The organism is Candidatus Cloacimonadaceae bacterium (assembly GCA_030693415.1).
Lineage (GTDB): Bacteria > Cloacimonadota > Cloacimonadia > Cloacimonadales > Cloacimonadaceae > JAUYAR01.
Genome location: JAUYAR010000113.1, coordinates 1 through 13,927, shown reverse-complemented (window position 1 = coordinate 13,927; position 13,927 = coordinate 1). Strand labels below are relative to the sequence as shown.

8 protein-coding genes are annotated in these 13,927 nt (G+C 43.9%); 6 read left to right on the top strand and 2 right to left on the bottom strand.

Annotation, left to right across the window (positions count from 1 at the left end):
* Positions 1–130: 130 nt before the first annotated feature.
* From Q8M98_07050 to Q8M98_07040, 3 genes are read left to right on the top strand one after another with little or no spacing between them, the layout of a single operon-like run.
* Positions 131–3,622 carry a T9SS type A sorting domain-containing protein gene (locus Q8M98_07050; protein ID MDP3114518.1) on the top strand — a complete coding sequence of 1,164 codons (3,492 nt, stop codon included), beginning with the start codon at positions 131–133 and terminating at the stop codon, positions 3,620–3,622.
* A 58-nt stretch (positions 3,623–3,680) separates the two neighbouring features.
* Positions 3,681–6,062, top strand: coding sequence for a FlgD immunoglobulin-like domain containing protein (locus Q8M98_07045; GenBank protein MDP3114517.1), 2,382 nt, complete (start codon positions 3,681–3,683; stop codon positions 6,060–6,062).
* 53 nt (positions 6,063–6,115) lie between these two features.
* Complete coding sequence (locus tag Q8M98_07040; GenBank protein MDP3114516.1) at positions 6,116–6,460, top strand: hypothetical protein; 345 nt, start codon at positions 6,116–6,118, stop codon at positions 6,458–6,460.
* A gap of 381 nt (positions 6,461–6,841) precedes the next feature.
* Here the strand turns inward: Q8M98_07040 and Q8M98_07035 are convergent, their stop codons facing one another.
* Positions 6,842–7,231, bottom strand: coding sequence for a hypothetical protein (locus tag Q8M98_07035; GenBank protein ID MDP3114515.1), 390 nt, complete (start codon positions 7,229–7,231; stop codon positions 6,842–6,844).
* A gap of 136 nt (positions 7,232–7,367) precedes the next feature.
* Positions 7,368–7,826, bottom strand: a complete 459-nt coding sequence (locus Q8M98_07030; GenBank protein ID MDP3114514.1) for an SHOCT domain-containing protein — start codon at positions 7,824–7,826, stop codon at positions 7,368–7,370.
* Positions 7,827–8,330: 504 nt separating this feature from the next.
* Between Q8M98_07030 and Q8M98_07025 the strand changes: the two genes are divergently transcribed.
* From Q8M98_07025 to Q8M98_07015, 3 genes are all read left to right on the top strand, one after another.
* Positions 8,331–9,230, top strand: a complete 900-nt coding sequence (locus Q8M98_07025) for a tetratricopeptide repeat protein (GenBank protein MDP3114513.1) — start codon at positions 8,331–8,333, stop codon at positions 9,228–9,230.
* A gap of 109 nt (positions 9,231–9,339) precedes the next feature.
* Positions 9,340–10,164: a hypothetical protein gene (locus Q8M98_07020; GenBank protein ID MDP3114512.1), complete on the top strand. Its 825-nt coding sequence runs from the start codon at positions 9,340–9,342 to the stop codon at positions 10,162–10,164.
* 205 nt (positions 10,165–10,369) lie between these two features.
* Complete coding sequence (locus Q8M98_07015; GenBank protein MDP3114511.1) at positions 10,370–13,603, top strand: type ISP restriction/modification enzyme; 3,234 nt, start codon at positions 10,370–10,372, stop codon at positions 13,601–13,603.
* Positions 13,604–13,927 lie beyond the last annotated feature (324 nt).

Here is a 13,927-nt window from a genome sequence, read left to right as displayed (position 1 = left end):
ACGGCCTACGGGTCAATGGATGAAGTACAGAATGCCCTGATTGATAGCTTTGAATACCTGGACAACAACAAAGATATGGTTTCAAGACTGACCTATTTTAAGTGGATGAATTTGGATATATGAAAGCGAATTGGTATTAGATTCTCCTGTTGTTCGCCAGTTTATGCGTAATAATGTCAACGCTAATACACTGCCATATGATTTCATCGATGGATCCGATGAATATACCTCAGTGTTCGACTTCTTGAATCCATGCGATGCGTATAATGTCCCGCATATCAATCAGGATTGGGATTATTACAATTCCGGATCCTATAATCCCCAATTGGATTTCAAATCCGGATTCCCCTGGAAGCAGAATAACATCAGGAAATACGCAGTTGCTTTCGGAGAACATGATGCAATAGGCAATACAGAAGATCATTTAAACTACGCATGTATTAGGTTGAATTGGAAGTTATTCGGATTCCCGGGTGGGGCCACGCTAAATCATGTAGTTAGTGAATGGTATGATACATGTCCAGGATCATATTTTCCGACAGAGTTTCACTACCAACAACGGATCTTTCCCGAACAGGATTTTAACTCAACACTTGAACAGTTTCTTGGATGGGTTTTTGGTGCTGATGATTTCAGAATCAAATTCAATGTCAATTATGATCTTCCTGTAGTTCCGGTAATTTCCAGTTTGTGTATTACCAACCGTGAATTTGCAGAACCATATCAAACACAACACACACCTTACTCCTCAACAATTGCTGAGCCAGTTCAAACACCCTTTGATGATTATTATATTCCATTTGATGCCAGTTCTCATCAGGTGCTGAGTCCCCAGACTGCAACTTGGATCAGGAACAGCTTGTATGACTTCCCCGCATCAGAAGGGATAATTGGTCAGATTACGGCTACGATGCGTTTTGGTGCTCAGGTCTTGGCAAATCAACCCTTTGTGATTACCGACCTAAGTTCCGGTATTGTTTATAACGTCACCTCAAATGGATCAGGGATCATACAATTCAACAACTTGTATATCAATACTTGTATCTATGAGATCAAGCATGCTGATGGGATATATTATCCCCAATTGGTTACGGTTAATGTAGATATGTTTGGAAATTCCGATGCTGGTATCGTCGTCTTTACAGCACCAATCAGCTATGTTGAAGTTAATCAGTCTCCGACGTCAGACGCTTGTCATACCTTATCGAATGCATTCGAATTGTGCAAGGGAACGGGTATCTCGCATATCATCGTGAGAGCAGGAACGTATCGGGAAAACATCTCTACCTTTGATCTGGGATTTAATGCAGAGCATTTCATTTTGGAAGGTGATGGATCTACTGTCATCATGCAATCGGCAGTCAGGGGACATCCATTGTATATCTATCAGTCAAGTGCTCACACCATCAATGAACTCACTATTCGGAATATCATCTTTGAGGATTCAGATAGCGAGGGTGGAGGTGGATTGTCTCTGGGTGGAAACATCATCCATGCAACTATTGAGAATTGCACAATACGAAATTGTGGTGATAATTACTTTGTAACAGGTGCAGAAAACATACCTGTCGGCCTTTCAGCAACAATCCCAATCCATATCAACAACTGTGATTTTTATGACAACGAAGGTGCAAGCTTCGGCAGTACAAACCGTTCCTTGGGCGTGATTTATCTATATGTCAATCAGCAAACGCAACCTTCTATTATTGAAAACTGCCGCATACATGATAACTCCGCAGATAATGCATCTGCTATTTTCGTGAGTGGAAGATCGCAGTTCATCATCCGAAACAACGTAATTCGCAACAATTACCAAAAGCATTACATTGGTGATCTGTATTGCATATATTCCAAGGATGCACAAGATGTCGAGATAATTAACAACATAATAGATAACAACATGTACCCCCCAAATGTGGGCAGAGCAGAATACGCAATTGGCGTCAAGAGAACAAGTGCAAATCCAACAAACTCAAATGCGTTTATAGCGAACAATACTATCGCTTACCATCGTCGTGCTTTATATGTAAAAAATGTCAACGTAAACATGATAAACAATCTGATTGACGTCTATAATGTAGGCCTATATTGTGAACAAGGTTATGACCAATCCATGCTTCAATACTCCCATAATTTCATGAAAACCTATACCGGGACTATAATGGCTGAGAATTACATAATACTATCCGATCAAGGTAATCAGACTGGTGATCCAAAGGTGGATGCGAACTTCCAACCCATCTGGAACTCAAGTGATATTTCTCCCTGTATCGATACTGGTATTGGAGCAGCAGATCTCGATGGCACTCCTCCGGATATCGGTGCTGTCCCGGCAATGACTCATCGCCATTGGGAACATGAATTTACAAATCAGGCAGATGTGGATAAGTGGTATTGGGTTAGCTATCCGATCCTGAACACAATTACAAACAACGCCTTGGTGGCAAGTGAGTTCTTCAAGGAATTGCTGCATGCACACCTAAACTCTCAGGATGAATATACTCCAACTTATCTGGAGTCCATTACCTGGTACTCCAGCGGAAATCCCAACCCCAGTTACATATTGTGGGATAACGATTTTTGGAATAGTAACTACAACACACATTTTGTCTCCAGTCCACAAGGCTACAAAATCAAACTGAAATCCAGGTCTAATCCTGATTTTCCAGGGCCTGTTATCCTACAGGAGAGTGGATATAAAACATCGGCAAATCTGCAGTTCCCGATTTATGGTAATGAAGAAAACTGGCTTGGCTACTTTAAAGAAGAACCATCCAAGCCAGTAGATGCCTTCAGTGCAATCTGGGATGACATCAACATGATAAAGACTAAAAGCTGGTGCATTATCCGGGATGTAAACGGAAATCTTGTGGGAAAATCCGGTCCCCTGAATTTTGGAGATATGGTGATTGTAACTACAAACAATTACCACAATTTCCGATGGGGTTCCGGTTCTACTGATATACCGCATATCAAGGAAACCCCCACTTACTTCGTATATGACGAGAAGCAGGACTACATCCCGATGTACATCAGCTTGCCGGATAGCATGATGACAGATCTCGAGGAAATCGGTCTCTACGTGGATGGAGTATGCAAAGGCGCTGTAGTGGTAGATGACAGCCTCGAGCAGATCTCCGCTTATGTGGATAGCTCTTCCGAACTCAGCGAAGGAGCGGTGGAGCTTGTCTTCTACTATGAAGAAGCAAAACGTCTCGACCACCAATTGCAGGCGATGACCCTGAAGCCCGGTAGGTTAGAGACAAAGTATGGCGCCACCGGAAACAAATATCCCTACTTCGAGGTTAAGATTACCCAGGATGATCTGGATAACATCGTAGCCCCGGTATTCTCCCTCAAGCAAAACTACCCAAACCCCTTCAATCCGACTACAACAATCTCTTTCTCACTGCCTGAAGCGGCAAGAGTACGTCTGGACATTTATAATCTCAAGGGTCAATTGGTCAGGACGTTGCTCAATTCTGATAAGGGAGCCGGACTGCACAGCGTAGTCTGGAATGGCAAAGACAAGCACAATGTGGCTGTGGGTAGCGGAGTATATTTCTACCGCATTAGCAGCCCGAAACATACCCAAACAAAGAAAATGCTCTTAATGAAATAAGGAATACTGATGGGGAGGGATTTACCGCCCTCCCCACCCATTATTTATTGAGGAAAAGATGAATAGACACTTATCATTGCTGATCCTGGCAGCCATCCTGCCATTCCTGATGTATGCGGTGACACTATCCGTAAAGCAAGACGGAAGTGGGGACTATTCTGCCATCCAAGCTGCTCTGGATGTGGCCAATCCTGGAGATACGGTGTTGGTGCATCCCGGCAGGTATTTTGAGAATTTGACTATGCTGACCAACAACATCACACTGATGAGCCTGGAAGGAACCACTGGAGTTCCTTCTTACATTGATTCGACTATAATTGACGGAAATCATGCCAATCCTTGCCTCCGGATTCCTCAAGGTAATGTCTCGGTCATAATAAGAGGTTTTAGCATTACCAATGGTTTTAGAACAGGCTCCGGAGGTGGACTGGTTATCAGCGCCGGAAATGCCGCAGAAATTACAAATTGTAAGGTCTTTAACAATGTTGCAAATAATGGTGCAGGTATTTACTTAACTTCTGCAAATGTGACTTTCAGTGGGGTGGATGTTTTTAACAACTATTCGGTTAACTTAGGGGGTGGGCTTTATTCAATAACTGCACCTGGAAGTACTAATTCAATCAGTTTTGATCAACAAAATCGCTGTTCCATCTACAATAATCGAGCTGGGGCTGGGCAAGATATATACATCAACCTAGCGACTGAAGATATATACGTATATCTTGATACTTTCTCTGTTGCCAGTTATACAAACTATTATGCAGTATATCTTAGCGATAATCAGCCAGCAAATCAGATTCAAATTGACATCCTGAACGCTTATCATCAGGAAGTTGATAATGACCTTTATGTCTCAACTATTGGTGATAACGAAAATGATGGGCTTAGTCCTGCAACAGCACTGAAAACCATCCACGAGGCCATATATAGGGTAGCATCCGATAGTCTCAATCAAAGGACTGTACATATTCTGCCCGGTGATTATTCTCGTACGGATAATGATCAGATCTTTCCTATAGCCCTTAAAAGATGGGTGATCGTGCAAGGCAGTGGCACTGATGCTACTACCATAATTGGGGAACCGCATCCACTAATTCCAATGGGATATGGTTATGCTGATCGAGTCTTTATGTCTCATGGTGAACCTTCAGTTAAACTATCAAATATGACCATAACTACTCGTAATACTAATAATGGCTGTGCAGTTAATGGCCGAAAGCTTAGTACCATAAACTTGCATAACATACATATCTCTGGAGTAATGCCTAATCACGACGCTGCAATATCTCTTTGGACAAGCAGCCAAAGAGAAACGATATGGTCCAACCTTACAATTGAGAACGAAACCACTTCCCTGAGAGGACTTGTAGACGTTAACGGAGCGATGTCCGGTAAAATTTCCAATAGCAATTTCAGGAATGCCACATCAATCTACACATCCTCGTCGGTTCGTGGTTCATCCCTGGTTTCATTTGTAGCAGATAAACAACTAGAGTTTGAAAATTGTATTTTCGATAATCTAACAGTCTATGATGATGACACATTTGCAATTGCTATCGGAGGTGTTCAATACCCCCAACAGCAGAACCATATAAGCTTCAAAAATTGCCTTTTCAGTAACGTCAACACCCAAAATGAAATGATTGGGATAGCATCATATAACAACCCCAGAATCGACATCACCAATTGCACTTTTGCAGGGAACCAGGGTAATGCCTATACACTCATGGTCAATGGCGATGTGAACATCGTAAATTCCATCTTCGATAACGATACACCATATCAGATTAAGGTGAACCCCATGGATGGCAACCCCGACGAGCAGACGACTCTGACTATCGATCATTCCCTGGTCAAAGATGCTATAGCAGGTATTTTGCCTTTCCCGGTTCCTGGCAATACGATAAATTTCTTGCCCAGCAGCTTCAGCGGAGATCCTCTCTTCGCCGGAGGCTTTGATATACATGATCCGCTTTATTACAGCCTTGCTCATGGATCTCCATGCATCAATACAGGAACTCCCGACACAATCGGCCTTTATCTGCCACTTTATGACCTGGCTGGAAATTGGAGAGTCTGGAACGGAAGGATCGACATGGGCTGTTTTGAATTTGGCTCCGAGCCCTGGGTCTCAAATGATGATCCGGTGGTTCCTGATTTGGAACAGGTCACGCTCATTCAAAACTATCCCAATCCCTTCAATCCGACCACTACGATATCCTTTTCAATACCCGCCGGCATGCAATGTAGCCTGGATATATACAATCTGCGCGGGCAAAGGGTAAAGACCTTGCTGGACGAGAAGATGATTGCCGGTAAACACTCCATCACCTGGAATGGCGATGATGATAATGGCCGGAAAGTGACATCCGGAGTTTACATATACAGACTGAACACTCCAAACAGCAGCAAAGCGGCAAAGATGCTGCTTATGAAATAGATTAAAGCGCAGGGAAGGGAGTCCCTCCCTTCCCTGCTTTTGAAGCATCAACCATGAAAACAAAGATTCTGACATTATTACTTGCCTTTTTGAGGCTAGTATCTATCGTGGAAGCTCTCACCCGCACAGTAAATATAGATGGCACTGGGCAATATACTTCCATTCAAGCCGCAATTAATGCGTCTTCTCCAGGCGATACTGTTCTCGTCTATCCTGGCAGGTATTTGGAGAACATTTCAATAATTCAGAAAAGCAATATTTCTGTTATCAGCTTGGAAGCAACTTCAGGAAACGCGACCATAGTAGAAGATTGTTATACTCCTCCGATAGTGAGAAAACACCATATTGGCTTTTTAATCGTTGTAAATGCATATCCAATTGGAGATTCTTATTTTTAAAGATTCCTTTCTTAAACCATTCCTCTGCTAGACTCTTACGTTGTTTCCTGGGCATGTTCTTATGGGCTGCAGAAATATCTTCAGATATTCTTGTTCGAATATCTTTCGAGGTGCCAGTTGGAGTAAAAGGAACAATACTATCAAAGGGATCATTAAACCGCATAGGTGATGGTAGATACAACTCCAATTGTGTTAAAATCCTCTTTTGATTAGCATCGGCCCAGGATCGATACTTATAAAGAATCGAAGGCGCATCCGTAATTGTATCAAATATTGAACTCATATCATTCATCGATGAGCAAAGAAACTATCAGATTGCCGTCACATTGTTCTGCGACGCATAGTATGTTACTACTATTTTCTTCTCTAACTGCATAAGATCTAAGAGCTTTTCTGAATAGTTCTATAAGCCCAGTTTAACACAGCAAATGCTAGTGACAGTATTAGCGAAAGAAACATTCCAAGACCATACTCATAGGTGTCGATGTCACTTCTGTAGAACCCAAAGTTTCCAGTAATAAAGGCTGTTACAGTCAGGATGAATGGCGATAAGGAAACATAGTGGCAAACGGATTGCAGTTCTTTAACATAGCGACATATCATGCTCACCAGTAGCGCTAGTATTGCCAATATGCCAATAATAGTGCCCGCGCCAATATATATATCACCCCAGTCCAACAAGCCCCCACCTGAATACCATGGTAAGAAATATGATAGTAGGGTCATGAAACCCAATACCATAGCATTCTTTGTTTTTTTGTTCGTTTTCAATATCCCTCCTATTGACAGGCGGTTAGATAAGTAACTCTCTCAAAATCAAAAAACAATCCGGGCATTTTTCAAAACAAAAGGATTGCCGTATGCTCCATAGGATATCTTTTTTTACAACAGCAACTCACAATTAGGGTTAAACTCTTTTTTTCAATATCTGTGATTTTGCTTGTTGATAATCATCCTCAGATAGGATCCCCTGGGTTTTGAGATTATGAAGTTTTTCCAGTTCATCTGCCAAAGATATTGACGACGGATCTCCACTAGATGGAGACGTTTTTTTTACAAAGAGTTCTATCTTGTTTTGAATATTCCCAACTTGCCCCTTTAAATGTCCGGATTGGAAAGGCCCAAAACCCAATATGCTTCCATTAAGAACCACATTAGTTTCATTGGACGACTTGCGCATAAGTAATATTTCAACCTTAGAGGGGTTTGTTAAAGACGTAGATTGTGGTGATATCTCTTTGCAAACAAATCGTGTCTCCGTTTGCTCCATAACTCTCCAACCAGTCGCCGCAATCGCTTCCCGACATGCCGCGGAACTGTCTTCAAGAGATAAGGGTATTACAAATTCAACTTGATGTTTGGACATGTTCAACTCCTTATACGTTAATCTCAATAAGTAAACGCAAGAATGCAATACGAAGTGTCAAATCGAATTTCTGGAACATCATTACCTTGTCAACAATAATCTTGTGTCAGCATTAATATATGCCATTGCATTTGAGTTCTTTTGCTGATTTTTTCGCTCTTTTTTAATCAACATTTTTCTATCCGCGTAAATCCGCTCAATCCGCGTCATCAGCGTACTATCCTGCCCAGACACATACCGTAGAGATGCCGTGCGGCCACCCCCGTAAAACGGCCTCATCCGCACGGCATCTCTACGGTATCTATCGTGCAAGGAACCAGTCGGATTCATCCCACTATCTCATCCCATCATCTCTTTTCAAATCCGTCAAATCTGTTCAATCTGTGTGCTTTATCATTTTTTTAATCCGCGTATATCCGCTCAATCCGCATCTCAATCGCACATTTTTTTCTTGACTAAATCTACCTAGCCATGGAACTTGCTTACAATTCAATGGAGGTGTTTATGGTCAAAGTAATCATCATTCTGATTGCGGTCATCGGGCTGTGTGTGGGCTGTCGGAATACACCCGAAAAGACTGACTATTATGGTGTAAATCTGGAAAAACTAAAGACCCTGGCGCATAGAGGCGATACGGAAGCTCAATATGTACTTGGATCGTACTATTATACTGGCACTGAAGTAGATAAGAGTTACGATGAGGCAATCAAGTGGTATCGTGTTGCTGCTGAAAAAGGACATTTGAAAGCACAGTATGAACTGGGACAGATGTATGACTATGGCCAAGTTGTTGATCAGGATTTACAGGAAGCGGTGAAATGGTTTAGGCTCGCTGCGGAGCAAGGGAACGCATCTGCGCAGTTCAGTTTGGGATTGAAATATTACAATGGAGAAGGCGTAGCTCAGGATTACCAGGAAGCGGCGAAATGGTATGGTCGATCTGCCGAGCAAGGAAATGATCTTGCGCAGTTCAATTTGGGTGTCATGTATGCATTTGGAGAAGGCGTAACTAAGAATTACCCAGAAGCGTATAAATGGTATCGTCTTGCAGCGCAGCAAGGGGTTGTTGCCGCACAGTACAATTTGGGAGTGGTCTATGCTACTGGTCGAGGTGTTGCTCAAAATTATGAAGAAGCAGCGAAGTGGTATCGTCTTGCTGCTGAGCAGGATTATGCAAAAGCGCAGAACAATCTGGCATGTATGTATCATGAAGGAGACGGGGTTCCACAAAACGATGAGCTAGCGTATTTCTGGGCATTACTTGCTTGTGCAAGGGCGGAGAGTGATATTTACGAATCAGCAAGTGAAAACCGAGACCGTTACGCAAAAACTCTAGCCAGATATCAGATAATCAAAGTACAAAAAGACGCTCAAGGCTGGATGAAGAAAAATGGCTTTGAGTGATTGGAAAAAACTATGACGACATCTGTGTATTATTCTCAAACATCTATATTAACTGAGACAATGAAAGTCAAAATGAAACGGCTACTTGTACTCTAACTGAGGAGTTTGAATGCCCTACTTGATGTTTCTAGATGAATCTTTCAGAGACCGGCAAGAATATGCCCAGATATCTGGCTTTGTGATTAGCATCAAGAAGTATGTGAAGCTTAGAAACAATGTGATTACGAATCATATCAATGACAGACGCAAGATTGAGCCACTTTTAAGAATCGACCTTCATGATTTGCCCTTTTACAAATGGTCCAAATTCATGGAAAAATATCCTGATGATAGCATGAAATTCGCGACAATGAAATATCTGTTTAGCCAGTTATACAAGCATTCAGAGTTGGTTTTTTGTTATGGAATCCTCGGACCCCTACTATTTTCGCAGACATCCTCAGAGACTGATTTGCTAAGGTTCTGCTGGTTTCAGCTCCAATATTTGTTCAATGGCTTTCAATACAATGATGTGGTTATACCAATAGTTGATCTTGGTGCAGATAAAGGGTTCAAGAAAGTATATTCCATATACGCTGAGCAGAACTACTTAGCTCTTAATGATGTGCTACACTGTGGCGATAAATCAGTGACAATTAAGAACCCGTCAAATTGCCTAGAGCCGTTTTTTTCGAAGGATGAATACTCAATTGGGGTTCAGTTAGCTGATCTCGTTGGCGGGTTTAAACTGTTTAACAGTAAAGTTTTCGGAAAACACTCCCCGTTCAATACAGAGAGAAAGAAAATTCTAGAAAAATGGCAACGGAACATAAAAACAACCTGCATTTTTGAAAGTTGGGTTGAAGATGATGATATATGGTACCATGCTGAGTTCAACGATTCTATCCATCAAGGACAGGAGTATCGTCCCCGAAAGTTAAGCCGGAACCAGTAAAAACCTAAGAAGGGCAGTATTGCAGTTAGTAACGATTCATACTTAATGACATAACACCATACAGAGCAGATCAGACGGAATCATGTTAGTAAAAGCCCCCCTCTCTCCACCCCCCACACCTCCCCCTCACAAAAAAACGTTGACTGAATATCCCTCTCATGGGAGCTTGCCTCTTATGGATATTTAGCAACGATGGGGTAGCAAATTGAGGAAACAGATACTGGATACATACCTGAGTGATCTGCAGAAGATCATCAACCGTGGCGACGGCAGGGAAGAATCTTTCTATCACTGTCTGAAGGACATGATCGATGCCTATGCCGGGCAAAAAATGATCAGCAAATGCGAAGTGGGCATCCTGCCCAAGACTACCGAAGCCGGAAATCCGGACTTTCGGATCTGGGATGGTAAGGCTCACATCACCGGCTATATAGAAGCCAAGAAACCGGAGCAATACAATCTCGATCCCATCGCCGTGAGTGAGCAGCTCAAGCGTTATCTGGCCACCTTTCCCAATCTCATCCTCACAAATTTCTATGAATTCCGGCTCTATCAACATGGCCTACTGGTGGATAGCGTCACGATCGCCAGCCCGATCAATGCCACGCAGATGCGGATCGCTCCTCCGGTCTCGCATATAGAAGATTTTGCCGTGCTGCTGGATCGCTATTTCAGCTTCACGCTTCCTGCCATCACAGACCCCAGGAGCCTTGCAAATGCGCTTGCCAGGCGAACCAGGTTCCTAAGGGACGAGATCATCGCCATCGAACTGGCAGCCGAGGAAAAACAAGGCAAGAAGGTGCTGCTGAACTTCTATGAATCCTTCAAAAAACTCCTGATCAACAACCTCACTTTGGAGCAATTTGCCGATCTCTATGCCCAGACCCTCACCTATGGCATCTTTGCCGCCCGCACACGCAGCACCGGAGAATTTAACCGTGAACTGATCCACAAATATATCCCCAACACCCTGGGCATCCTCAAAAGCATCTTCCGCTTCATATCCCTGGAAGAGCCACCGCTGGCACTATCTGTCCTGATCGACGACATCGCGGAAATCCTCTGCGTGACCGATATTCAGAAGATCCTGCACAGCTTTTATACCGAAGGCAAGGGAAACGATCCCATCATCCATTTCTATGAGACCTTCCTCAGCGAATATGATCCCGCCCTCAGAGAAAAACGCGGCGTCTATTATACTCCGGAACCGGTGGTGCGCTATATCGTGCGCGGCATCAACAGCATCCTCAAAAGCCATTTTGGGCTCGCCGACGGACTGGCAGCCATGGAAGTGACGATCCTGGATCCCGCTGCCGGAACCCTCACCTTTCCTGCCGAAGCCATCAAACTGGCGATCGAAGAACACAGAGGCAAATATGGCAGCGGCAACATCCACAAACTGATCAAAGAGCATATCCTGCCCCACTTTCATGCCATCGAGCTGATGATGGCACCCTATACCGTGGGACACCTCAAGATCAGCTATCTCCTGGCAGAACATGGCTATGAAATGGGCAGCGATGAACGCTTTAAGCTCTATCTCTCCAATACATTGGAGCCGGATACTCCCCTGCAGACCGAAATGCCCATCACCCATGACATCAGTGAAGAATGCGCTCTGGCAAACAAGGTGAAACATCAGGATCCGATCCTGGTGATCATGGGCAACCCTCCCTATAGCGGTGCCAGCGAAAACAGCAATGCCTGGACGGAAAAGCTCCTCAAAACCGAGCTGGATGGTGCGCAGAGCTATTATACAATCGATGGCGAACAACTACAGGAACGTCAGTCAAAATGGTTGCAGGATGACTATGTGAAGTTCCTCCGCTTTGCCCAATGGAAGATCCACAAAGCCGGCAAAGGCATCGTGGGGATGATCACCAATCACGGCTATCTGGACAATCCCACCTTCCGTGGCATGCGCCAAAGCCTGATGAATACCTTTGACGAGATCTATGTGCTGGATCTGCATGGCAACTCCAAGAAAAAAGAGAAATGCCCTGGCGGCGGCAAGGATGAAAACGTCTTTGATATCCAGCAGGGGACAGCCATTGTGCTGATGGTGAAAGCAGGGTCACTCGCGGGAGCGACCATTACACCGCAGGATGCCGATCCCACCAAAGTCTTTCACCTCGAACTTTTCGGCCTCCGCCAGGTCAAGTATGACTGGTTGAACACCAACCGGTTCCAGGCCGACACATATCAGAAACTATGCCCCTCTTCGCCCTTCTATCTCTTTCATCCCGAAGCCATTGGCAACGAGCATTACCTAATGTGGAAAAGCCTGACGGAGATCTTTCCGGTCAATAGTGTGGGGATCGTAACCGCCAAGGATGGACTCACTATCCAAGAAACTGAAAATCAAGTACGCAATACGATACATCACTTTGCCTCGCTGGACGTGGAAACGGCAAGAATAGCTTTTAACTTGGGTAAAGATGGTCAGAATTGGAAAGTGAGATATGCCCAGAAAGACTTGAAAGACAGCGGATTAAGTGATATTAATATCAAACCCATTCTTTACCGCCCCTTCGATACCCGCTATACCTACTATACCGGAAAAAGTGGTGGATTCCATGGGAGGCCAATTAATCGTGTCATGAAGCATATGTTGGAAGAGAATGTGGGGATATTATCGTCTAGACAGTGTAAAATTTCATATAAACATGTTTTCATTACATCAAAGATTTGTAATCTTAATGTCACTGGATCAGCTGGGAGTTTTGGATCAAATTACGTATTTCCTCTATACCTATACCCCGACGACCACAAAGACGACATCTTCGCCAGCGATGAGCGGAGATACAATATCGCTCCAGCGCTCCTGGACAGTTTCAGCAAGCTGTGGCCGGAGTTTCAGCCGGAGCAGCTTTTCTATTACGTCTATGCGATCCTGCACAGCAATGGCTACCGTTTGCGGTTTGCCCAATATCTGCGCATGGATTTCCCACGCATACCCTTCACGGAGGATTATGCGCTGTTTGGCAAACTCGCCGGATATGGCAAAGAGCTTGCCGGGATCCATCTACTCAAGAGTCCGCGTTTGCATCCACCCCTTGCCAGATATCAGGGCAGCGGATCAAACGACCTGGTGGAGTCCATTGTCTTCGATGCCCATGCCGGCACAGTCCGCATCAATGCCGATAAGCACTTTGAAGGCATCACCCCGCAGCTCTGGAACTATCACATCGGTGGATACCAAGTCTTGCAGAAATACCTCAAAGACCGCAAAGGAAAAGCCCTCAGAGACCCCATCCACTATTGCCTGATGGTCACAGCTCTGGCTTTGACCATCGATCTCCAGACACAGATAGATCAGATAATCCTGCCTTTGACAAAGAGTGAGATGAGAGATGAGATAGGGTGGAAAGTGGAAAGGTGGAAAGGTGAGTTTTGTATGGTAGGATTCCGATCCTGCCGGGTGAGTTTCAGAGTTTGAAAATTTATAACGAAAGTATAATCCCATCGCCCAAAACTTAATGGAGATCCGTTTCCACCATCACATTTGAAGATTTCTTCCAAGGAAAAAAAACGAGCCCGTTCTAAGCGAACGGGCTCGTCGCTTGATACTATTTTAGCATCATTATTTTCTTAACCACTGTTCTGTTGCCTGTATCGATTCTTGGATATTCCGGAGTAACTGAGCCACCCATTCCGCTTGATGAGAGCCACTCCTCCAAAAAATAGAGCCACTCGTTCCGCTACTGAGAGCCAGTATTGCTAGAGTATTATCTAATATATAGTTACATAGTATTTATGAGTT

Coding starts and splice junctions, on each gene's coding strand:
- Q8M98_07045 (MDP3114517.1), top strand. CDS start 3,681: ATGAATAGACACTTATCATTGCTGATCCTGGCAGCCATCCTGCCATTC.
- Q8M98_07020 (MDP3114512.1), top strand. CDS start 9,340: ATGCCCTACTTGATGTTTCTAGATGAATCTTTCAGAGACCGGCAAGAA.
- Q8M98_07030 (MDP3114514.1), bottom strand. CDS start 7,826: ATGTCCAAACATCAAGTTGAATTTGTAATACCCTTATCTCTTGAAGAC.
- Q8M98_07040 (MDP3114516.1), top strand. CDS start 6,116: ATGAAAACAAAGATTCTGACATTATTACTTGCCTTTTTGAGGCTAGTA.
- Q8M98_07025 (MDP3114513.1), top strand. CDS start 8,331: ATGGTCAAAGTAATCATCATTCTGATTGCGGTCATCGGGCTGTGTGTG.